This window comes from Caballeronia sp. NK8 (genome assembly GCF_018408855.1).
Classification (GTDB): Bacteria; Pseudomonadota; Gammaproteobacteria; order Burkholderiales; family Burkholderiaceae; genus Caballeronia.
The window spans coordinates 49633-72154 of record NZ_AP024324.1; the positions used below are offsets into that span (position 1 = coordinate 49633).

Annotated in this window: 23 protein-coding genes; 6 read left to right on the forward strand and 17 right to left on the reverse strand. The window is 65.2% G+C overall.

What is annotated here, in order from left to right; all coding sequences use genetic code 11:
- Positions 1–75 precede the first annotated feature (75 nt).
- The 3 genes from NK8_RS21815 (at position 76) to NK8_RS21825 (ending at position 2471) form a co-directional block, all read left to right on the forward strand.
- Complete coding sequence (locus NK8_RS21815; protein ID WP_213231062.1) at positions 76–1203, forward strand: MBL fold metallo-hydrolase; 1128 nt, start codon at positions 76–78, stop codon at positions 1201–1203.
- 84 nt (positions 1204–1287) lie between these two features.
- Entirely contained in the window at positions 1288–1689 is a 402-nt protein-coding gene (locus NK8_RS21820; RefSeq protein WP_213231064.1) for a cupin domain-containing protein, read from the forward strand.
- Between the two features lie 35 nt (positions 1690–1724).
- Positions 1725–2471: an SDR family NAD(P)-dependent oxidoreductase gene (locus tag NK8_RS21825; protein WP_213231066.1), complete on the forward strand. Its 747-nt coding sequence runs from the start codon at positions 1725–1727 to the stop codon at positions 2469–2471.
- Between the two features lie 21 nt (positions 2472–2492).
- On the opposite strand, the gene NK8_RS21830 is transcribed toward NK8_RS21825, so the two are convergent.
- The 4 genes from NK8_RS21830 to NK8_RS21845 form a co-directional block, all read right to left on the reverse strand.
- Complete coding sequence (locus tag NK8_RS21830; protein WP_162068863.1) at positions 2493–3800, reverse strand: MFS transporter; 1308 nt, start codon at positions 3798–3800, stop codon at positions 2493–2495.
- Between the two features lie 72 nt (positions 3801–3872).
- Positions 3873–4724 carry an NAD(P)-dependent oxidoreductase gene (locus NK8_RS21835; protein WP_213231068.1) on the reverse strand — a complete coding sequence of 284 codons (852 nt, stop codon included), beginning with the start codon at positions 4722–4724 and terminating at the stop codon, positions 3873–3875.
- 14 nt (positions 4725–4738) lie between these two features.
- A complete protein-coding gene (locus tag NK8_RS21840) occupies positions 4739–5740 on the reverse strand; it encodes a transketolase family protein (RefSeq protein ID WP_213231070.1) in 1002 nt (333 codons plus the stop codon).
- Positions 5737–6525: a transketolase gene (locus NK8_RS21845; protein WP_301549891.1), complete on the reverse strand. Its 789-nt coding sequence runs from the start codon at positions 6523–6525 to the stop codon at positions 5737–5739. Before NK8_RS21845 ends, NK8_RS21840 begins: the two co-directional genes overlap by 4 nt.
- Before the next feature lie 289 nt (positions 6526–6814).
- Between NK8_RS21845 and NK8_RS21850 the strand changes: the two genes are divergently transcribed.
- Positions 6815–7705: a LysR substrate-binding domain-containing protein gene (locus NK8_RS21850; RefSeq protein WP_213231071.1), complete on the forward strand. Its 891-nt coding sequence runs from the start codon at positions 6815–6817 to the stop codon at positions 7703–7705.
- On the opposite strand, the gene NK8_RS21855 is transcribed toward NK8_RS21850, so the two are convergent.
- The 7 genes from NK8_RS21855 to NK8_RS21885 form a co-directional block, all read right to left on the reverse strand.
- Positions 7700–8656 carry a D-2-hydroxyacid dehydrogenase gene (locus NK8_RS21855; protein ID WP_213231072.1) on the reverse strand — a complete coding sequence of 319 codons (957 nt, stop codon included), beginning with the start codon at positions 8654–8656 and terminating at the stop codon, positions 7700–7702. The genes NK8_RS21850 and NK8_RS21855 overlap by 6 nt on opposite strands.
- A gap of 20 nt (positions 8657–8676) precedes the next feature.
- Positions 8677–10656: a transketolase gene (gene tkt / locus NK8_RS21860; RefSeq protein WP_213231073.1), complete on the reverse strand. Its 1980-nt coding sequence runs from the start codon at positions 10654–10656 to the stop codon at positions 8677–8679.
- Positions 10657–10709: 53 nt separating this feature from the next.
- Complete coding sequence (locus NK8_RS21865; RefSeq protein WP_162069174.1) at positions 10710–12572, reverse strand: TRAP transporter large permease subunit; 1863 nt, start codon at positions 12570–12572, stop codon at positions 10710–10712.
- Positions 12573–12577: 5 nt separating this feature from the next.
- Entirely contained in the window at positions 12578–13618 is a 1041-nt protein-coding gene (locus NK8_RS21870; RefSeq protein ID WP_061178457.1) for a TRAP transporter substrate-binding protein, read from the reverse strand.
- A gap of 73 nt (positions 13619–13691) precedes the next feature.
- Positions 13692–14456, reverse strand: a complete 765-nt coding sequence (locus NK8_RS21875) for an SDR family NAD(P)-dependent oxidoreductase (RefSeq protein WP_213231074.1) — start codon at positions 14454–14456, stop codon at positions 13692–13694.
- Between the two features lie 38 nt (positions 14457–14494).
- Positions 14495–15478 carry a transketolase family protein gene (locus tag NK8_RS21880; RefSeq protein WP_213231075.1) on the reverse strand — a complete coding sequence of 328 codons (984 nt, stop codon included), beginning with the start codon at positions 15476–15478 and terminating at the stop codon, positions 14495–14497.
- Positions 15475–16245: a transketolase gene (locus tag NK8_RS21885; protein ID WP_225936403.1), complete on the reverse strand. Its 771-nt coding sequence runs from the start codon at positions 16243–16245 to the stop codon at positions 15475–15477. Before NK8_RS21885 ends, NK8_RS21880 begins: the two co-directional genes overlap by 4 nt.
- 218 nt (positions 16246–16463) lie before the next feature.
- On the opposite strand from NK8_RS21885, the gene gcvA reads away from it, so the two are divergent.
- Both gcvA and NK8_RS21895 read left to right on the forward strand, forming a co-directional pair.
- Positions 16464–17351 carry a transcriptional regulator GcvA gene (gcvA, locus tag NK8_RS21890; protein WP_213231076.1) on the forward strand — a complete coding sequence of 296 codons (888 nt, stop codon included), beginning with the start codon at positions 16464–16466 and terminating at the stop codon, positions 17349–17351.
- An 82-nt stretch (positions 17352–17433) separates the two neighbouring features.
- Positions 17434–18348, forward strand: coding sequence for a LysR family transcriptional regulator (locus NK8_RS21895; protein ID WP_213231078.1), 915 nt, complete (start codon positions 17434–17436; stop codon positions 18346–18348).
- Between the two features lie 4 nt (positions 18349–18352).
- On the opposite strand, the gene mdcH is transcribed toward NK8_RS21895, so the two are convergent.
- From mdcH to NK8_RS21925, 6 genes are read right to left on the reverse strand one after another with little or no spacing between them, the layout of a single operon-like run.
- Complete coding sequence (gene mdcH / locus NK8_RS21900; RefSeq protein WP_213231079.1) at positions 18353–19282, reverse strand: malonate decarboxylase subunit epsilon; 930 nt, start codon at positions 19280–19282, stop codon at positions 18353–18355.
- A gap of 22 nt (positions 19283–19304) precedes the next feature.
- Positions 19305–20072 carry a malonate transporter subunit MadM gene (gene madM / locus NK8_RS21905; protein ID WP_061178450.1) on the reverse strand — a complete coding sequence of 256 codons (768 nt, stop codon included), beginning with the start codon at positions 20070–20072 and terminating at the stop codon, positions 19305–19307.
- Positions 20073–20086: 14 nt separating this feature from the next.
- Positions 20087–20482: a malonate transporter subunit MadL gene (gene madL / locus NK8_RS21910; RefSeq protein WP_061178449.1), complete on the reverse strand. Its 396-nt coding sequence runs from the start codon at positions 20480–20482 to the stop codon at positions 20087–20089.
- A gap of 56 nt (positions 20483–20538) precedes the next feature.
- The gene (mdcE, locus tag NK8_RS21915; protein ID WP_213231080.1) at positions 20539–21354 is read right to left on the reverse strand and encodes a biotin-independent malonate decarboxylase subunit gamma; all 816 of its coding nucleotides are present in this window, start codon (positions 21352–21354) and stop codon (positions 20539–20541) included.
- Positions 21351–22202: a biotin-independent malonate decarboxylase subunit beta gene (locus tag NK8_RS21920; RefSeq protein WP_162068876.1), complete on the reverse strand. Its 852-nt coding sequence runs from the start codon at positions 22200–22202 to the stop codon at positions 21351–21353. The genes mdcE and NK8_RS21920 overlap by 4 nt, the downstream gene beginning before the upstream one ends.
- 5 nt (positions 22203–22207) lie before the next feature.
- The gene (locus tag NK8_RS21925) at positions 22208–22516 is read right to left on the reverse strand and encodes a malonate decarboxylase subunit delta (protein ID WP_061178447.1); all 309 of its coding nucleotides are present in this window, start codon (positions 22514–22516) and stop codon (positions 22208–22210) included.
- Between the last annotated feature and the right edge of the window lie 6 nt (positions 22517–22522).

A 22522-nucleotide genomic window follows, 5' to 3' on the forward strand; every position in this document is an offset into this window, starting at 1 on the left:
GTGCGTACGCATTCACTTGACGTCGTGCCGGGGCGGGGCGTGCGCGAGTGTGGCATTTCCTCTGGGGAGGTCATCATGCCGCAATGCATGCATGCTCACGGGCCGTCTCGCCGCATGTTCCTGTGCTGTAGTGCGTCGGCGACTTTCAGCGCACTCATCGGCACACTCCTGAGCTCTTCATCCGTCGCCACAGCCCAGCCCCTCGCGAGCGACGTACCCACGGTCGACCGCGTTGCGCTGCGGGTGGTCACGGATAGCTACCAACTGGCGATCGCGCCGAGCGGAAGGACAGGCAACGTCGAAGTGACGCGCTTCGGCATGCCGCCGGCAGGCAAATCGTTGCTAGGCGAGTTTGGTTTGTCCATGCACGTCGAATCGAACGGCAATGGCGAGACGCGCAACATGCTGATCGATTTCGGATTCACGTCGGAGACGCTGGAGAACAACTTGTCCATGCTGGGCATTGCCCCGGAACGGCTCGACGCACTCGTTCTGAGCCACGGTCACTACGACCACTTCGGCGGGCTCGCGGGATTTCTACAGCACAACCAGCGCAGGCTTCGACCCGACCTGCCGTTGTATCTGGGCGGCGAAGAGGCGTTCTGCACGCGCGAGTGGACGGCCGGCAAGATCGAAGATTTCGGCGCGATCGATCGTCGCGCGTTGACAGCCGCCAGGATCAAGGTCTTCAGCACCGAAGCGCCGTCGATCATCGCCGATCACGGTTTCACCACGGGAAGGATACCGACCGCATCGTTCGAACAGGTGATGTCGCCGAGCCGCATGCATGTGGGCACCAAGGATGGCATCGGCTGCTTTCCGGACAAGCTCGCGACCGAAAAGCAAAGCGTGCAGGTCATCCCCGATGATTTCCAGCATGAGTTAGCGACATGCTTCAACGTGAAGGGGCGCGGTCTGGTTGTGATTACCTCGTGTAGCCATCGCGGCGTGATCAACACGGTCCGGCGCGCGATGGAGGTTTCTGGCGTCCAGAAAGTGCATGCGGTGGCGGGAGGATTTCATCTGGCGCCGCAAAAGGAAGAGTACGTCAGGCAAACCGTCGCTGCGCTGAGGGACGTCGATCCTGACTACATCATTCCGATGCACTGCTCCGGAGAAACGTTCGCCCAGATCCTGCAGAAAGAGATGCCCGACAGGTTCATTCGTTCATACACGGGAAGCCGGTACGTTTTCGGCGCATAGTAGAACGTCGGCAATGCGTAGTTTTTGCCGCGTCTATTAGCGTATTTCCTTTTGATCGCCCGGCTGTCGCTCAAGGAGTTGACGATGAAACTGATCTCAGGCATCGCTACGGCGCTGTTGGTCGCGGCGGCGGGGTCGTCCCTGCAGCCGGCGAATGCGCAGTCTTCTGGAATCCATCGCACGGACCTCGTCAAGCAGGACCTGAGCGCGCCGGGTCGTGAAGGCATACAGGTCAAGGTCGACTTCGATCCTGGTGCGTTTGCCGCCAGACATTCGCATCCGGGTGAAGAGATCGCCTATGTACTGCAAGGCACCCTGGAGTATCGGCTCGATGACCGGCCGCCCGTGACCCTGAAGGCCGGCGACGCGCTTTTCATTCCGGCGGGGACCGTTCACTCGGCAAGAAACGTCGGCGACGGCAATGCATCCGAACTGGCAACGTACATCGTCAGGAAGGGCGAACCGCTGGTCGTGCCGGCGCACTAGCCTGAAATCAGCCGTCGACATGCGGAGACAACACGATGCTATTGAAAGACGTACTCGCGGTAGTGACCGGCGGCAGCAGTGGCATAGGCCTTGCCGCCGCCGAACGATTCGTGTCCGAAGGCGCGCGTGTGGTGATCAGCGGGCGTGATGCGGAGAAACTGCGACGCGCCGCAGAGATGCTCGGCGAGCACGCGCTGCCTGTCGTTGCGGACGCCGCCAGCACGAACGATATGAAACGGCTCTATGAGCACGCCGCGGACCACTTCCAGCGCAAGGTGAATGTGGTGGTCGCCAATGCCGGCATTTCCCGGCAAACGCCGGTGCGCGATACATCGCTGGAGCAATTCTCCGATGTGTTCGACACCAACGTCGGCGGAGTCTATGTCACCGTGCGCGAGGCGCTGCCGTTTCTAGCGCGTCCGGCATCGATCATTCTCGTCGCGTCGCTCGCGGCCGGTCAGGGCACAAAAAACTTCTCGGCGTACTGCGCGTCGAAGGCGGCCGTCGTGTCGCTTGCAAAGAGTTTCGCGGCAGAGTTCGTCGAATCCGGCATACGCGTCAACAGCATTTCACCGGGCGTCGCCAACACGCCGATTTTCGATAGCCTGGGCATGTCGGAAGCGCAACTACTGGACTGGTCGAACGTGATTCCGATGAAGCGGCCCGCCGAGCCCGCTGAAATCGCGGCGGCCATGCTTTTCCTCGCGTCCGATGCATCGCGCTACATGACCGGCGCGGACCTTGCCGTCGACGGTGGCATGTCAGGCATCAGTCCGTTCTGATGCCATCGTCGAGGCAATTTTTCACGCAGCGTAACGTCGTTCCGCGCTGTGCTGCGGCTGGCGTCTTTCGAGCACGGCGGGCGCGGTTTCCTTCATCGCCAGTGCGCAGCATGTCGAGACGATTCCGAGCGACGAGAACATCAGCGCCGGTCCGATCCAGCCGAACGCGCCGTACATCCCGGTCGCGATGATCGGCAACAGACCCGCGATCACGGATGCGCCGTTATAGCCGAGCGAAATCCCCGACGAGCGCACATTGGCGGGAAACTGCTCGGAGAACCAGCTTGCTTCGACCGCGAAGATCGGGTCGTGACTGAAGAGCAGCGACAGCGCGACCGCGACGATCACCATGATGAGCGCGCCGGTGTTGATGAGCATGAACATCGGCACGCCGAACGCGATGGTGAAGAGCGCGCCCATCATGAACACCGGGCGGCGGCCGATCCTGTCGCTCAGCGCGCCGTAGATCAGATGGCTCGCGAGACCGAGCGCGGAGCCGATCAACGTGCCCCACAGGACATGACGCGTGGTCGAAATATGCGCGAGCGTGACGTACGACAGCATGAAGCTCGTCGTGATGTAGTAGCCGCCCGTTTCCGCCATGCGCAGGCCGATGATCTTCAGAATGCTGCGCCAGTCGCTCTTGATGACTGCGAGCGCGGGCTGTTTCATCACCTTGTTCTCGGCTTTCACGGCTTCGAATTCCGGCGATTCCGACACGCTCATCCGGATGAAGATGCCGATCGCGACCATCACGAAGGACATCAGAAACGGCATGCGCCAGATCCAGTCGCCTTCGAAGAGCGCGCCCGACAACAGAAACGCGCCGTTCGCGAGCAGCAGGCCGAGCGGAATGCCGAGCTGCGGCACCGCGCCGAAGAAGCCGCGCCGCTTTTCCGGCGCGTGCTCGCACGCCATCAGCACCGCGCCGCCCCATTCCGCGCCGAAGCCGATGCCCTGCACCATGCGCAGCAGAATCAGCAGGATTGGCGCGAGCACGCCGGCCTGCGCGTAAGTCGGCAGGAAGCCGATCAGCACGGTGGCGCCGCCCATCGCGATGAGCGACCAGAACAGCACCGCCTTGCGGCCGACGCGATCGCCGTAATGCCCGGCGAGATAGCCGCCGAACGGGCGCATTAGAAAGCCGATCGCGAGCGTCGCGAACGACGCCAGAATGCCGACGATCGGCTCGGTCGTGTGAAAGAAGATCTTGCCGAACCAGGCCGCCGCGGCGGTGCCGTAGATGAAGAAGTCGTAGCTCTCGACCGCCGAGCCGATCATCGACGCGACGGCGACTTTCACCGCGCGGTCTTCGTTGTTGCTGCTCATGTTGTGTCGTCTCCGGATACTGCGTTGCGCCTTCGAAGAGGCGCTTTCAACGCGACAAGTGGGGTCCCGGCTTCAGGACTGCTTCCAGGTTTCGATGACGCGGCTGTCGTCGCGCAGGCCGAGTCCCGCATCGGCGGCTTCGCGATAGCGCGCGTTCGCGGTCGACAGCAGCGGCACGTCCGCGCCGCACGACTTCGCGGCATCGGCCACGAGATCGCTGTCTTTCACGAAGATGTTGATCGAACTCGTCACGTCGACGTCCGTGCCTTGCAGCATGCGCGGACCGCGATCGGACAGCATCCACGAACCCGCCGCGCCTTTCTCGATGAATTCGAGCACGGCCGCCGGATCGAGGCCGAGCGAGCGCGCCAGATTAAGGGCTTCCGCCGCCGCGACGATATGCACCGAGCACAGATGCTGATTGACGACCTTGATCGCCTGGCCGTCACCGAGCCTGGGGCCGGTGACGCGCACGCTGCCCATTGCGTCGAGCACGGGGCGCGCGGCGTCGATGTCCCGCACGTCGCCCGACGCGAAGATCACCAGTTGCCCGGTTTTCGCGCGAGCAGTGCCGCCGGTCACGGGCGCATCGACGACGCGCGCGCCCGCTGCCGCGAGCCGTTCGCCTTGCGCGCGCACCGCGTCCGGACCAACCGTCGACATGACGACCCAGGTTTGTCCGTCGAGCTTCGTGCCGACGCTTTCCACGAGCGATGCGAGTTGCTGCGGCGTCGCCACCATCGCGATGACGACGTGCGGCGCGGGCGCGGCCGCGAAGCTGTCGACGGCGGGAAGGCCGCTTTGCTTCGCCAGTTCGAGCGCGCGCGGCGACAGATCGACGCCGGTCACGCTGTGTCCCGCGCCCCGGATACGCAGCGCCATCGGCAGACCGATTGCGCCGATGCCGACAAATGTCACGTTCATGCTCTTCTCTCCGCTCACTTCAGCCACGTCTTGATGTTCTCGACGATCGACAGCGTCGAAATGCCGTAGCGGTCGTGCAGCGTCGGCAGCGCGCCCGCATCGAGGAACTGGTCGGGCAGCGCGACATGCCGATACTCCGGCAGCACGCGATGACGCACGAGCGCGCTCGTCACGGCATCGCCGAGACCGCCGATCACGCTGTGGTTCTCCGCGACGATCACGAGACGCCCCGGCTTCCTGCATTGCTCGACGATGGTGGCTTCGTCGAGCGGTTTGATGGTCGGCACGTGCAGCACGCCGACGCTCGCGGAGCCGTCGTCGAGCGCTTGCGCGGCTTCCAGCGCGCGCATGGTCATGATGCCCGACGAGATGATCAGCACGTCCGCGCCGTCGCGCAGCATCTTCGCTTTGCCGAGTTCGAAGCTGTAGTCGTAATCGTCGAGCACGGCGGGCACCTTGCCGCGCAGGAGGCGCATGTAGACCGGGCCGTCGTGCGCCGCGATGGCGGCGACCGCCTGCTCGGTATCGAGCGCGTCGCACGGGTCGATCACGGTCATGCCGGGAATCGCGCGCATCAGCGCGAGATCTTCCGTCGCCTGATGGCTCGGGCCGTAACCGGTCGTGAGTCCCGGCAGCGCGGCGCAGATTTTCACGTTGAGGTTCTCTTCCGCGATCACCTGATGGACGAAGTCGTACGCGCGACGCGTCGCGAACACGGCGTAGGTCGTCGCGAACGGAATGAAGCCTTCCTTCGCCATGCCGCCCGCCGCGCCCATCAGCAACTGCTCGGCCATGCCCATCTGAAAGTGACGCTTGGGGAACGCCTGGCCGAAGATATGCAGGTCCGTGTACTTCGACAGATCGGCCGTCATGCCGACGATGTTGCCGCGCTTCTCGGCTTCGGCGACGAGCGCATGGCCGAACGGCGCCGGGCGCGTCTTCTGGCCTTCCGACGCGATCGACGCGATCATCGCGGAGGTCGTCAGGCGGGGTTTCTTTTCAGCGACGGCGCTCATGCCCGGTCTCCCTGTGCTGCTGCGTGGTTCTGGTCGAGCACGGCAATCGCCTGCTGCCATTCTTCCGGATCGACGCGGATGAAGTGATTCTTCTCGCGCGTCTCCAGAAACGGCACGCCCTTGCCCATCAGCGTATCGAGCAGGATCACGCGCGGCTTCGCTTCGGTGAGCGCGCGGCAGCGGTCGAACGCCGCGACGAGCGCGGGCATGTCGTTGCCGTTCACGCGCTCGACGTGCCAGCCGAACGACACGAACTTGTCCGCGAGCGGTTCGAAGCCGAGCACGTCGTGCGACGCGCCATCGGCCTGCTGGCGGTTGATGTCGACCATCGTGATCAGATTGCCGAGACCGTGATGCGCGGCGGACAGCGCAGCTTCCCAGGTCGCGCCTTCGTCGAGCTCGCCATCGGACATCGAGTTGTAGACGAAGGCCGGATTGCCCTTCAGACGCAGGCCCAGAGCCATGCCGACAGCGATCGTCAGGCCCTGGCCGAGCGAGCCGCCCGAGATTTCCATGCCGGGCGTGTAGGTCGCCATGCCGGACATCGGCAGGCGGCTGTCATCCGAACCGTAGGTTTGCAGCTCCTCCTCGGGGATGACGCCCGCTTCGATCAGCGCCGCGTAAAGCGCGATCGCGTAGTGGCCGTGCGAGAGCAGGAAGCGGTCGCGGCCTTCCCATTCGGGCTCGCCGGGGCGGATGTTCATCGCGTGGCACCAGGCGACGGCGAGGGCATCGGCGAGTCCGAGCGCCTGGCCGATGTAGCCCTGGCCCTGAACTTCGCCCATGCGCAGCGCGAAGCGGCGAATGCGATACGCGTGATGGTCGAGCTTCGCGACGGTGGCGGACTGCGCCGACGCCGGGCCTGCTTGCGGCTCGGCCTCTGTGATCATTGTCATGGCTGTTCCTGCGAAAGACGGGAGTGAGTGCCTCGACAACCCCCGATAGCTGCAGTTGTCTCCTGTTCAGCAATCGGACGGGTGTAGGAACGAGGTCGGCCTAATTTAGCCTTGACAACCGGGGCTGACAAAAGAAAAGATTGCACCAACTATTGAATGCCATTCACGAATCCCGCGCATGAACGTCTTCCGCAAGGTTCCGCTTTCGTATATCCGGGTTTTCGAGGCTGCCGGGCGCACGCTGTCTTTCGCCGATGCCGCGCGCGAGCTGAGTCTGTCGCCGAGCGCGGTCAGTCATTCGGTGCGCAAGCTGGAGGATCTGCTCGGACATCGCCTGTTTCTGCGCAGCACGCGCGAAGTGCGTCTGACGCGCGAAGGCGCGATGCTGATGGAGCACATTCAGCGCGGCATGGACGAGATGCAGCGCGGTTTCGCGCTGCTGACGAGCGAAGAGCGCACGCCGCTGCGGCTGCACACCGCGCCGAGCTTCGCGACGCAATGGCTGCTGCCGCGGCTCGCGGGTTTCGTGCGCGACCATCCGAACATCGATCTGCGCTTTTCGGCGAGCACCGATTACGCGCGTTTCGACGACGACTTCGATCTCGACATCGTCTATGGCGAGCCGAAGCCATCGCCGCACGAAAAGATTCCGCTCGCGCTCGAAGGGCTCGCGCCGCTGTGCACGCCCGCGCTCGCGGAGCGCATCCGCAAGCCGGAAGACCTGTATCACATGCCGTTGATTCAGTGCGAAGTGCAGATGTATCAGTGGAAAGGCTGGTTCGAAGCCAATCAGCTGCCGCCGCCGACACACTACGGTCTGCGCTTCGACCGCAGTTCGATGGCGATCGCCGCCGCCGTCGATGGCCTGGGCGTCGTGCTCGAATCGACGCTGCTATCCGAACGCGAACTGCAACGCGGCGAACTCGTGCGCCCGCTCGCCGGTTCGACGCGCGAAGTGGAATATGTCGGGCATTATCTCGTGCATCCGCGCAGGGCGCATCGGCACGAGGCATTCGAGACGTTCAAGGCGTGGTTGCTGCACGCGCTCGGCATCGCCGACGCATCATGACACCACGTTGACCGGATGGCCCGCGACGAAGGCCGCGACGTTGTCCATCAACTGATCGGCGAGCGTTTGCTGCGCTTCATCCGAGGCCCACGCGACGTGCGGCGTCACGATCACGTTCGGCCGGTTTGCGACGCGCATCAGCGCGTTGTCGGGCGCGGGCGGCTCGGTCGTCAGCACGTCGAAGCCGATGCCGCTGATCAATCCTTCGTCGAGCGCGGCGACCAGCGCGGCTTCATCGACGAGACCGCCGCGCGCCGTGTTGATGATGAGCGGCTTCTTCTTCATCGCGCGGAATTCGGCGCTCGACAGCATGCCGCGCGTCGCTTGCGTGAGCGGGCTGTGGATCGTGATGACATCGCTGGTCGCGAGCACGTCGTCCCACGGCGCGTAGAGCGGCCCCATGTCGCCGCGCCCTTTGTGCGCCGCGAATTTCGGCTTCATGCCGAACGCCTTCGCGATCTCCGCGACGCGCTGCCCCAGCACGCCCTCGCCGATGATGCCGAGCGTCGCGCCGCCCAGATCGCGGATCGCGTGATTGAAGAAGCAGAACTGGCCGGACTTCTGCCATTCGCCGGCGAGCACGTCATCGCGATACGCGATCAGGTTGCGGCGCAGCGCCAGCATCAGCGCGAAAGTATGCTCGGGCACGGTATTCACCGCATAGCCGCGAATGTTCGACACGACGATGCCGCGCTGCGCGCACGCCGCCTTGTCGACGACATCCGTGCCGGTGGCCGCGACTGCGACGAGCCTGAGCGTCGGCACTTGCGCGACGACATCCGCGGTGATCGCCACCTTGTTGGTGATGACGATGCTCGCGCCCTGCAAGCGCGACGCGACTTCGTCGGGCGCCGTGCGGCCGTATTCGACGAGTTCGTGTTCGAACGCGGGACGCTTGAGCGTGATCTGCGGCGCGAGCGTTTCGCGGTCGAGAAAGACGATCTTCTGCATGGTGTTCCTGAGTTGAAGGTTCAAAGATGCCGCTTCACTTCGGCGACGACATGCGCCGGCGTGATGCCGAAGTGCTCGTAAAGCGTCTCGGCCGGTCCCGATGCGCCGAAGCCCTTCATGCCGACGAAGCCGTCGCGTTCGCCGAGATAGCGGTCCCAGCCGAAGCGCACGGCCGCTTCCACGACGACGCGCACGCTGTCGACGCCGAGCACGCTCATGCGATACGGCGCGTCCTGCTCGTCGAAGAGTTCGCAACACGGCATCGATACGACCGCGGTCGCGATGCCCTGCGCCTGCAATTGCTCGCGCGCGGCGAGCGCAATCGCGACTTCCGATCCCGTCGCGATGAGCGTGACGCGCCGCGGCCGGCCATCCGCATCCGCGATCACGTAGCCGCCGCGCGCGCTCAGGTTCGCGTCGTCGTGCGTGCGGCGCACGAGCGGCAGCGCCTGGCGCGCGAACACCATGGTGCTCGGGCCGGTCTTGCGCTCGTACGCGAGCATCCAGCATTCGGCGGCTTCGACGGCATCGGCGGGACGGAACACGCGCATGTTCGGCATCGCGCGCAAGGACGCCAGGATTTCGACGGGCTGATGCGTCGGGCCGTTCTTGCCGACGCCGATCGAATCGTGGCTGAAGACGAATTTCACCGGCAAGCCCATCAGCGCGGCCATCCGCATGGCCGGGCGCTCGTAGTCGGCGAACGCGAGATACGTGACCGCGAGCGGCACGACGCCGCCGTGCGCCGCCATGCCGTTCGCCATCGATCCCATGACGTGTTCGCGCACGCCGCAATGCACGTACGCGCCGCCGCGATCCTCGGCGGTGAACGCGCGCAGGCTGCGCTTGTGGCTCGTCGGCGCTTCGAGGTCCGCGCAGCCGATCATGCGTTCGGGCAGCACGTTCACGAGCAGATCGTTGATCTCGGCGGAAATCATGATGCCGCCGGGCGCTTCGTCCTGCTTCGTCGCCTCGCGCTTGTAGTCTTCGAGCGTCCGGCGCCAGCCGGCGGGCAACTCACCAGCCTGGATGCGATCGAACTCGGCGCGATCTTGTGCGGACAGCGACGCGAGCCGCTCACGCCATGCGCGATATTCGCCTTCGCTGCGACGGCCCGCGTCGCGCCAGGTTTTCAGCACATCGGCGGGAATCTCGAAGGCCGGGTGCGGCCAGTTCAGTTCGTTGCGCGCGGCATCGGCGTCCTTTTCGAAGAGACGTCCGCTATGGCCGCCGCGTTGACCCTGCAAGCGTGCGATGCCGCGTGCGATCACCGTGCGGCACGCGATCATCGACGGACGCGGGTCCTGCTTCGCTGCCTCGAGCGCGCGGGACACCGCTTCGAGATCGTGCCCGTCGACTTCGACGACATGCCAGCCCGCCACGCGAAAGCGCGCGCTCACGTCCTCGCTGATGGACAGCGCCGTGCTGCCGTCATCGGTGATGCGGTTGTCGTCCCAGCACAGAATCAGCTTGCCGAGCTTCAGATGCCCGGCGAGCGAGATCATTTCCTGCCCGACGCCTTCCTGCAGACAGCCGTCGCCGACGAACGCATAGGTATGGTGATCGACGAGGCGATCGCCGAACTTCGCGCTCAGATACGCTTCCGCGACCGCCATGCCGAACGCATTCGCGATGCCTTGCCCGAGCGGTCCCGTCGTCACTTCGATGCCCGACGCGGTATCGAATTCCGGATGGCCTTCGCAATGCGAGCCCATGTCGCGAAACGTCCTGATCTGATCGATGCCGAAGTTCGCGTAACCCGTCAGATGCAGCACGGCGTAGAGCAGCATCGAACCGTGCCCGTTGGACAGCACGAAGCGGTCGCGGTCGGGCCATTGCGGATCGGCGGGATTGAACTTCAGATGGCGCGTGAACAGCGCGGTCGCGATTTCGGCCATGCCGAGCGGCACGCCCTGATGACCTTCGCCCGCGCGCACGATGGCGTCGATGGCGAGAAAGCGAATGGCGTTCGACAGCGGCTGCGTGTCGATGGAAGACATGACTTCTCCTTGCCGCTCCGGCGAGGAGCGGCATCAAAGGGACAGGAAGAGAGTTATTTCAGGAAGCCCGTGGAGATCCACGGAATGGCGGCGACGAGAATCAGGCCGGCGATCAGCGCCAGAATGTAGCCGATGATCGGCTTCATGCCTTCGTCGGGATGGATGCGGCTCACCGCGCACGCCGAGTAATAGCCGACGCCGAACGGCGGCGCGAACAGGCCGACGCCCATCGACAGGATGACGACCATCGCGTAGTGCACCTCGTTGATGCCCATTTGCCGCGCGATCGGGAACATCAGCGGGCCGAACAGCACGATCGCCGGAATGCCTTCGAGCACGCTGCCGAGCACGATGAACACCAGGATCGACGCCGCCATGAACATCCACGCGCCGCCGGGCAGCGCGGCCATGGTGCGCGCGAGCTGGCCCGAGAAGCCGGATTGCGTGAGCGCCCACGCCATGCTCGTCGCCGCGCCGATGATGAGCAGGATCGCGCCGGAGAGGGCGGCGGTATCGATCAGCATCGGCTTGAGGCGCGTCCATTCGAAGCGGCGGTAGATCAGGAGGCCCGCGAGAATCGCATACGCGATGCCGATGGTGGATACCTCCGTCGCCGTCGCGACGCCTTCGACGACCGCCGCGCGAATCACGAACGGCAACGCGAGCGCGGGCAGCGCGATGGCGAGCCGGCGCACGATTTCGCCGCGCGTCGCGCGCTTCACGTTCGACAGGTCGTCCACGCGATACCGCCACCACACGACCGCGCACAGCGTGATCGCGAGCACGACGCCCGGCAGCATGCCGCCCGTGAACAGCGCGGAAATCGACACGCCCGTGACCGAACCCAGCGTGATGAGCACGAGGCTCGGCGGAATGGTTTCGGTCTGCGCGCCGGTCGCCGCGAGCAACGCGACCAGATCGCCGGGTTTCGCGCCGCGCGCCTTCATCTCGGGAAACAGCACCGGCGCGACGGCGGCCATGTCGGCGGCCTTGGAGCCGGAGATGCCGGAGACGAGATACATCGCGCCGACGAGCACGTACGACAGGCCGCCGCGCACGTGGCCGAGCAGGCTCGCGAGGAACGCGATCATCGCGGCCGCCATGCCTGTCATCTCGATCAGCTGGCCGAGGAACACGAACAGCGGCACCGACAGCAGAATCAGATGCGACATGCCTTCGTCCATGCGCCCGACCACGACGACGAGCGGCGTGCTCGTCGTCAGCGCGAGGTAGCCGAAGGTCGCGAGGCCGAACGAGAACGCGATCGGCACGCCCGACAGCACGCACACCGCAACCAGCCCGACGAAGAAGATCAGCAGGTTCAGATTGCCGAGATCCTTCAGCACCGGGCTCGCCGCGTAGAACGCGCCCGCGATGGCCGCGACCAGCGCGAGCGCGCCGAGCACGAGCTTCCAGTCGCCGACGCGCGCGAGCCGCAGGCACGCGACCAGCAGCATCAGGCCCGAGCCGATCGGCAGCGCCGCCGCGCGCCACGAGTTGGGAATGTCGAGCGCGGGCGTCGTGATGAAGGCTTCGTCCTGCGCGAAATCGAAGGCCGGGCCGACGACCATCGCGAGGAACGCGAGCGGCGCGGCGATCGCGACCACATCGAGAAACGCGCGCATCCCCGGCGACGCCATGCCGACCAGCGCCGTCATCCGCATGTGCTCGCCACGGCGCAGCGCGACGACCGCGCCGAGCATCGCGAGCCAGAGGAACAGCATCGACGCGAGTTCATCTGACCAGACGAGCGGCGTATGCAGCACATAGCGGCTCGTCACGCCCGCGAGCAGCACGAGGATTTCGGCCACGACCAGCAACGCAGCCGGAATCTCCACGAGATGGCCGAGCACGGTATCGAGTTTCGCGGCGACACTGCGATGCGGCGCCGGATGCGGAAGCATGATCGTCTGCATGGTCTTCATACCAGTTTGCCGGTGTACTTCTCGAGCGCGCCCCAGCCTTGTTCGCCGTACTTCGCTTTCCAGTCGGTATAGAAGCTGGTTTTCTTCAGCGCGCTGCGGAAGGCTTCGCGATCCACGTCGACCATGTTGATGCCCTTGGCCTTCAGGTCATCGCGCAAGGACAGGTTCAGCTTCGCGATGTCCGCGCGCTGATTCATGCCGGCGGCCTCGAATTCGCGCGTGACGATCGCGCGCATGTCGGCGGGCAGCTTCTCCCACGCGCGGCGGTTGCCGAGAATCCAGTACGCGTCCCATACGTGCGAGGTCAGGCTGATCGACTTCTGCACTTCGTAGAGCTTCGCCGTCGCGATGATCGGCAGCGGATTTTCCTGACCTTCGACCACGCCCGTCTGCAACGCGGAATACAGTTCGTTGAAGTTGATCGGCGCGGGACCGGCATCGAGCGACTTGAACAGCGACGTGAGCATCGGCGCCTGCGGCACGCGGATCTTGAAGCCCTTCAGGTCGGCGGGCGTCTTCACGACGCGCGTCGACGAACTCACCTGACGGAAGCCGTTGTCCCAGGGCTTCGATACCGCGATGATCCCCGACTTCTCGATCTGCTGACGGATATAGCCGCCGAGATCGCCGTCCATCGCTTTCCAGACCGTGTCGTAATCCGGAAACGCGAAGCCCGTGTTGACGATGCCAGCGGCGGGCGTCAGCGTCGCGAGAATCGACGAAGCCAGGTTGAAGAACTCGACGCCGCCGCTGCGCACCTGCGAGAGCAGGTCGGTGTCGGAACCGAGCTGGTTGGCGGGAAAGAGCTTGATATCGACCCGGCCGGCGGTGGCTTCGCGAATCTTGTCGCACGCCTGCTGGCCGCGAATGTTCACCGGATGCGTCGGGTCCTGTCCGGTCGCGAGCTTGTACGAAAACTCCGCCGCCGATGCGCGGCGCGTCGTGATGGCAAAGAGCGGCGCGGCGGCGGCGATGGTCGCGCCCGCCTTCAGAAACGTGCGCCGGTCGATGCCGCTGTCCTTCGTGCGAATGGTCATGGTGTGCTCCTCCAACCTGATGATGTCGATATAAGTGTTGTTATCCGATGTCGCGCCCTGTGCGCGTGAGCGTTTATCCGTGGATCAGCATGCCTCCGTTCACGTCGATGACGGCGCCGGTGATGTACGAGGAAATCGGCGCGGATAGAAACAGGAACGCGCCCGCGACGTCATCGGGCACGCCGAGACGATTGAGCGGAATGCCCGCGAGAATCTCGACGCGCTTTTCGTCGCTGATCTTGCCCGCGTTGATATCGGTCTGAATGAGGCCCGGCGTCACGCAGTTCACGCGGATGCCGTCGATGCCGAACTCGCGCGCCATGGCTTTCGCGAGACCGAGCACGCCCGCCTTCGCAGCGGAATAGTGCGGGCCGCCGAGAATGCCGCCGCCGCGCTGCGCCGACACCGACGACATGCAGCCGATCGATCCGCCGCCGTTGCGCTTCATCACCGGCACGACCGCCTGCGACAGATACAGCACGCCGCGCAGGTTCACATCGAGAATGCGGTCCCAGCTCTTGCTGTCGATATCGAGCAGCTTCAACGCCTGCGTGATGCCCGCGTTGTTGATGAGAATATCGATGGTGCCGAGGTCCGCGACGATGCTGTCGACGGCGGCGCCGCAGGCGGCGCGGTCGGTCACGTCGCATACATAGCCGCGATGTTCCGGGCCGATGCTGCTGGCGGCTTCGCGCGCGGCGGCGGCATCGAGATCGAGAATGACGACCTTGGCGCCGTGCTTCGCGAACATGCGCGCCGTCGCCATGCCGATCCCGCGCGGCGATGCCGCTCCGGAGATGACGGCGACCTTGCCTTCGAGAAGACGCGACTCTGACATGATGGGATGCTCCTGATAGGGGTGAGGTGAATGAAGGCTCAGTTCAGCCAGCCTTTGATGGTGTTGCACATCGCTTCGGTGGAAATGCCGTAGCGATCGTGCAGCGTCGGTAGCGCGCCCGCGTCGAGGAACGCGTCGGGCAGGGCGATCTGGCGGAAGGCAGGCGTGACGCCCGCGCCGAGCAGCGTGCGCGCGACGGCTTCGCCCAGTCCGCCGATCGTCGTATGGTTCTCCGCGACGACGACCATGCGGCCCGTGCGCTTCGCTTCGCGCAGGATGGTCGCGGTGTCGAGCGGCTTGATGGTCGGCACGTGAAGGACGGCGACATCGACGCTGTCTTCGCGCAGGGCCTTCGCGGCTTCGAGCGAACGCATCGTCATGATGCCGGTCGAGATCAGCAGCACGTCGTTGCCGCCGCGCAGAAGTTTGGCCTTGCCGAGTTCGAACTGATAGCCGTATTCGTCGAGCACGGCGGGCACGTTGCCGCGCAACAGGCGCGCATAGACCGGACCTTTGTGCGCGGCGATGGCCGGCACCATCTGTTCGATGTCGAGCGCATCGCACGGATCGATCACGGTCATGTTCGGCATCGCGCGCATCAGCGCGAGGTCTTCGGCGGCCTGATGGCTCGGGCCGTAGCCCGTCGTCAAACCAGGCAGCGCGGCGACGATCTTCACATCGAGATTGTCTTCCGCGATGGTCTGATGGATGAAGTCATACGCGCGGCGCGTCGCGAACACGGCATAGGTCGTGACGAACGGCTGCGCGCCTTCGTGCGCCATGCCCGCCGCCGCGCCCATCAACAGTTGCTCGGCCATGCCCATCTGGTAATAGCGCTCGGGAAAGGCCTGCGCAAAGATATGCAGGTCCGTGTATTTGCCGAGGTCGGCCGTCATGCCGACGATGTTCGTATTCGTGCGCGCCAGCTCGGCAAGCGCGTGGCCGAAGGGCGCGGAACGCGTGAGCTGTCCTTCGCTCGCGATCGACGCGATCATCGCGGAGGTTTTCAATCGCGTGTTCATGCGCGTCTCCCTTGTTCGAGCGCTTCGAGCGCGAGCTTCCATTCGTGCGGATCCACGCGGATGAAGTGGTTTTTCTCCCGCTCTTCGAGAAACGGCACGCCGCAGCCCATCTTCGTATCGCACACGATGATGCGGGGCTTCGCGTCCTTCAGCGTGCGCGCGGTGTCGAAGGCCGCCTTCACCGCGCCGATGTCATTGCCGTCGATGCGCTGCGTGTGCCAGCCGAACGCTTCGAGCTTGTCGACGAGCGGCTCGAAGGCCATGATCTGCGTCGACGGGCCATCGGCCTGCTGGTTGTTCACATCGACGATGGCGATGAGGTTGTCGAGCTTCCAGTGCGCCGCGGACATCAGCCCTTCCCAGATCGCGCCTTCGTCGAGTTCGCCATCGGAGAAGAGCGTGTAGACGAAGGACTTCGAGCCTTTGCGCTTCAGGCCGAGGCATCGTCCGACGGCGATCGTCAGGCCTTGCCCGAGCGAGCCGCCCGACATCTCCATGCCGGGCGTGTAGCTGGCCATGCCGGACATCGGCAGGCGGCTGTCGTCGCTGCCGTAGGTTTCGAGTTCGTCGGCGGGCAGCACGCCCGCTTCGAAGAGCGCCGCATACAGCGCGATCGCGTAGTGACCGTTGGAGAGCAGGAAGCGGTCGCGCGCTTCCCACTCGGGGTCTTCCGGGCGATGGTTCATCGCGCCGAAATAAGCGACGGCCAGTACGTCGGCGATATCGAGCGCCTGGCCGATATAACCCTGACCCTGCACTTCGCCCATCAGAAGCGCGTTGCGGCGAATGCGATACGCATGCTCCGCGAGTTGCGCGATGTCGTTGTTCACGCTTTTGTCTCCATCGTTTTTATGTTGGCGCGCTGCTCAGGGTTATCCCTCGAATCGAGCACGTTGCCGGTAGATAGAAGCGTATTCGCGTGCGCTCACGCGCTCAAACGAATTAAAGTGGCGTATCGTTGAATTCAATTCACTCGAATACTGCAATGCACAATCGCGTCACACTCAAGTCCATACAGGCCTTCGAGGCGGCCGCGCGGCTCTCGTCCTTCGCGCTTGCAGCAGACGAACTGTTCGTGACGCCCTCGGCGGTCAGCCATCAGATCAAGCTGCTGGAAGAGCAGTTGAGCGTGCGGCTGTTTCATCGCGTGCACCGCGCCGTGATCCTCACGGACAGCGGCCGGCAATATGCGGAAGAGATCGCGGCGGCGTTCGCGCGCATCGAGAAGGCGACGCGCGATATCGGCCGCGTCGCGAAGAGCGACATCCTCACCGTGCATTCGACGCCGAGCTTCGCGACGCAATGGCTGATGCCGCGCCTCGCGCGGTTCTCCGCGCAGAATCCGGATATCGATCTGCGCCTGAATGCATCGAACGATCCGGTGGACCTGACGCGCGCATCGGTCGATATCGATCTGCGCTATGGCGCGCGCAAGCTGCAGCCGGCGGGCACGCTGGTGCTCGATCTGCCGTCCGAGACGATCGTGCCGCTGTGTTCGCCCAAGCTGATGGAAGGCCCGCATCCGATTCGCGCGGTCGCGGACCTGAAGCATCACACGCTGATCCACAGTGAGAACTGCCTGGTCGGGTGGCGCGACTGGATGCGCCTGCATCGAAAGACGCCGCTGGATATTTCGCGCGGACCGCGCTTCGATCGCTCGTTCATGGCGATCAGCGCGGCGGCCGATGGCGTCGGCGTGTGTCTGGAAAGCCTGCTGCTCGTGCAGCGCGAACTCGATACCGGCAGGCTCGTCGCGCCGTTCGGTCTGGACGGGCTGCGTGTGAATGGCTACACGCTGAATCTGCTCAAGTCGTCGGTGGATTTGCCCAAGGTGAAGAGTTTTCAGGACTGGCTGTTCGAAGAACTCGGCTGACGATGCCTTGAGGGATAAACGCTATTCGTCCGACCGCGCGGCGAGGCGATAATCAGGCATCTGAAAGCATTCTTGAGCCGACATGCGCGACCGAATCGACGATGAGATCACCTTCCGCAAGCTCGAAGTCCTGCTCGCCTTCATGGAGACCGGCAATCTGGCGAAGGCGGCCGAGGCGCTGAACGTGAGCACGGTCAGCGTGCATCGCGCGCTGCACTCGCTCGAACAAGGCGTGCGATGCGCGCTGTTTCGCCATGAGGGCCGCAATCTCCGCTCGACCGAAGCGGCGCAGATGCTCGCCGATGTCGCGCAAGAGGTGATGACGCTGATGTCCGACGGCATTCGTGCGACACGCGAAGCCGCGGGCTACTCGTCGGACCGTCTGAAGATCGGCTCGCTGTATTCGCTGACCATCAAGACCGTGCCGGGCATCGTCGTCGATATCAAGGTGCGCAGGCCGACGCTTCAGGTCGAACTGGTGCTCGGACCGAACGTCGAACTGGTCGACAAACTGAAGCGAAGCGAAATCGACGCGGCGCTGATGGCCGTGCCCGATGCCGATCCGGAAATCGAATCCATCCCGCTGTTCGAAGACGACATTTTCTTCGCCGCGCCGGCCGGCTCGATTTACGCGAATCAGGAAGCCGTCGACCTGCGGGACTGCCGCGACGAAACGTTCGTGTCGCTCGGCGAAGGCTTCGCGACGTATCACGGTTTCGTGGAAGCGTTTCGCGTCGCGGACTTCACGCCGAACGTGACGATGCGAACCGGCGATATCTTCTCGCTGATGAATCTGGTGAGCGGCGGCGTCGGTTATACGCTGCTGCCGGGGCGCGTGCGCGGCGTGTTCGGCGACAAGGTGCAGTTCATTCCGCTCAAGCCGCAATATCTGATGCGCCAGACGATCGGCGTCAGTTTCCTGCGCGCGCGCGAGCGCGACCCGAACCTGCTCGCGCTGATGGCGGTCTGCCGTCTGCGCACGAGAAGCGCTGGCTGACGTTTCAGCGTTCGTCGCGCGTCCGTTCGCGGTCGATGAGCGCGCCGAGATCGGGCAGCGAGGTTTCGCTGCAACTTACCGCGACGCCTTCCGCGAAGATCGAACCGGCCATCCGCGTCAGGACGTTCGCCGGCGGCATCTCGATCGCGAGGCGCGCGCCGCGTTCCCACGCGAGTCGCATCGTGTCGTGCCAGCGCACCTGTCGCGCCATGTTGCCGGCCAGATCGGCGGCGATGCGCGCGCCGTCGAAAAGCGGCCGCGCGGCGCTGGCGCTCAGATAGACGATGCGCGGCGTGCGCACATCGACCGCGCTGAAGGCATCGGCGAGCGCGGCGGCGGGTGCATCGAGCAGGGCGCAGTGCGACGGCACAGCGACATCGAGACGCTCGCAGCGTTGCGCACCGTGGTCGCTTGCGAGCGCCGCGAGACGATGCATCGCGGCGTCGCTGCCCGCGACGACCATCTGTGTGTCCGTGTTGACGTTGGCGAGAAAGACCTCGTCACTCACTTGCGCGATCAGCCGTTCGAGCGCTCGCTGCGTCATGCCGACGATCGCCGTCATGCCGTAGCCGGCGGGATAGGCGCGCTCCATCGACTGGCCGCGCAAGGCGACGAGTCTGATGGCGTCGGCGTACGCGAGCGCGCCCGCGACGACGGCGGCGGGATACGCGCCGACCGAGAGCCCCGACACCATGTCGGGCTCATGGCCGTGCGCCCGCATGACGCGCGCCTGAGCGACGCCCGCGATCAACAGGCAAAGCTGCACCGCGACCGTGGAGCGAAGCGATGCCGCGTCGTCGATGGACTTCACGTCGTAGCCGAGCACCTCGCTGGCTTCGTCGAGCGTGCGCGCGGCTTCTTCGTGCGGCGGCAGCGCGTGCAGCATGCCGGCGCGCTGCGAGCCCTGGCCGGGAAAGGTGAACAGCACGCTCATGATGCCGCGTCTCCCCGGCGCATCACGCGCCCATCAGCGCTTTCGTCGCGAAGAACAGCAGCGACGGTCCGAGCAGGCAGCCGACGCCCGTATGGAAGGTCGCGATCAGCGCGCCGTAGGGAACCAGCCGCCGGTCGGTGGCGGCCAGCCCCGCGCTGACGCCGCTCACCGTGCCGGCGAGGCCGCCGAAGATCATCGCGGAGCGCGGCGTCTTCAGTCCCATGAAGCCCGCCGCGATCGGCGTGCCGATCATCACGATGATCGCCTTGATGAGGCCCGTCGCGATGCTGAGCGCGATGACATCCGAGCTCGCGCCGATCGCCGCGCCCGTCACCGGACCGACGATATACGTCACCGCGCCCGCGCCGATGGTCGTCATGCTGACCGCGTCGGTATAGCCGAACGCATGCGCGATGCTCGCGCCGACGATGAACGGCAGCACCGTCCCGAGCAGCAGCGACACCACGCCGATCAGCCCCGCCTTGCGCGCTTCGGTCGCCTGCACTTCGAACGCGGTCGCGACGATGGCGAAGTCGCGCAGCATCGCACCGCCCATCAGGCCGACGCCGGTAAAGAGCGGCAGGTCCGCGAGACCCTTTTGTCCGCCGGTGAACGCGCCGCCGAAGTAGGCGAGCACGAGGCCGATCACGATGGCGATCGCCGAGCCGTGCACGCGCCCGAAGGTCAGCTTGCGCGAGATCAGCGACGACACCCACATGATGAGGCCCACGAGGAAGAACGCGGTGACGAGGCCGTTCTGGATCAAAATCTTGTCGAGCATATGCAGCATGACTGTCTCCTGATTCAGATTTCTTCGAGGTGCGGGGCATTCACGAACGACGTGCTGTCGCGGCCGGTGCGTGACAGCACGGCGATGCAGCCCGCGCAGAGCGCAGCAGCCCCCAGCGCCGAGAGCAGCGCGACGGGGCCGCCCTTCAGCGCGGCGACGACGTTCTGATTCGCCGCCATCGCGACGACCACGGGGATGTACATCGCGCCCCAGAAGCCCACGCCCGCTTCGGTTTCCTTCGGCAGCCAGCCCTTGCCGTGCAGATAGAGGCGCAGGAAGATCAGCAGCAGCATCGCGATGCCGACGCCGCCGACATTCGTCTTCACGCCGATCGCGACGCCGAGCAGGTCGCCGAGAAATAGCCCCGCCAGATGGCAGAACGCGAGCAAAGCGGTTCCGTAGATGATCATTTCGTGTCTCCTTGATTGAATTTATTTGGCTTCTGACGAGCCGGCATGAAACAGGATCAGCGCCATTGCTCCCGCAACTTGCGCCGCACCGTGACGGAAGCCGCGCGGTGCGCGCTGCCGAGCCGGCTTTCCAGACCGCGCGACGGATCGCTGCGGATGTCGTCGAAGGCGGCTTGCAGAGCCTTTTCCACGGTGGTCTGATCGGCGCGGCTGGGGGCGTCGGCATTGTTCACGCTCAGGAGCTTCCAGAGCAGACCGAGCGACGCGTAGTTGTCGATGTCGTAGGCCATCGGCGGCACGCGCGCGGTGAACGCTTCGAGATCGGCGACCGAGCGCAGCGTGACCCGCGCCGCCGATTCCTTGCCCATCGCGTGGACCATGACCTGCGAATCGGCGAGCGCGATCAGCCGGTTGGCCTGATAGCCGTGGGCGAGAAACGCCCCCGACATCGCCCGCCCGACGATCAGCCCGATCACCGCATGGCCGGCGAGACGCGCGCTCGCATACGCATCGGCGGCGCCGGCGAGCGCCTGATGGATGCCGTACGCTTCCTCGCGCCGTCCATACGCCTGACTCGCCACGTCGATCACGGCGACGATCGCGCGCTTGTCGTCGCGGTGCTTGTCGGCGTCGACGACCTCGCGCACGGCACGCGCCACTTCCCACGCCTCGACCAGCCCGACCTCGCCGCCGCGCGCGCGCGGGAACGGGTTGTCCGGATCGGGCACCACGGCGATGAATCGCGCGGGATGGTCGCCAAGACGCGCATCGGCGACCCGCACCGAGGGCGGATAGCCCGGCTGCAACGGCGCGCTGTTGGTGAGCGCGTCGAGCCAGACTGCGCCGCGCTTGGAAAGCGCTGGTGTGCTCATGACTGAAACCCCTTGCCGTAGATGGCGGTTGCGTGTTCCGGCGTGGCCTGCACGCCCGGATCGACTTCGGAAAGGCGCGTCAGGAAGCCCGCGACCCGTTCGCTGCGGCACGCCCGCGGCCGTCCGCCACGAAAACGTTCGATGACGGCGGCGCGGATCGCATCGGCGTCGTCGGCGACGTAGTCATCGACGAGTCCCGTGCGATGCCGCTGCTCGCAGCCGGTGAAGCTCCAGATCATCGGACGGTCGCGCGAGTCGAATTCCGCGATGCCCGCTTCCTGTTCGATGACCGCCGGACCGTTGAGCCCGAGGCGCGCTTCGCGGGTGCCGATCAGATAGCTGCACAGGCCCGCCGCGATCGACATGCCGCCATAGCAGCCGATCGGCCCCGCCGTGATGCCGATCACCGGCTGATAGCGCCGCAGGTCGACGATGCCCGCGTGAATCTCCGCGATCGCCGCGAGCCCGAGATTGGCTTCCTGCAGGCGGACGCCGCCCGTTTCGAAGAGGATCACGGCGCGTGTCGGGATGCCGTTGCGGTTGTCTTCGGCGGCGAGTTCGAGGCTGCCCGCGATCTTCGCCGCCGACACCTCGCCCATGCTGCCGCCCTGGAATCCGCCGTCGATGCCGAGCACGATGGCCGGCTGTCCGTCGATCTCGCCTTTCGCGACCACCATGCCGTCGTCGGCCTGCGTGACGATGCCTTGCCGCATGAGCCACGGCGACGTGACGCGCTCGAACGGGTCGAGCAGTTCGCGGAAGGTGCCGGCGTCGAGCAGTTTCTTCGCGCGGCTGCGCGCATCCAGTTCGATGAAGCTCTGGCGTTCGAGCAGTTGCTGGGTATCCATGATCGTCACGCTCCGCCGTTGGATTGCAGTTGTTCGAGGACTTGCCCGATACGCATCTGCACGACGCCCGGCGTCGCGCCCGAATCGTTGATTTCGAGCTTCGCGGCGGGCAGCGAGCCGTCGCCGAAGATGCGTTCGAGCACGGCGTGCCAGAGGCGGCCCTTGCCGTCGACGGACGTCGTGATATTCACTACGGTGCGGTGCGCGGCGTTGGCTTCGAGCAGCACTTCGAGATCGCCCGAGGCGACCACGCCGGCGAGCGCGCGGCCTTGCGCGGGCTGCCCCGCCGGGAATTCGAGGACGATGGTTTCCATATGCGT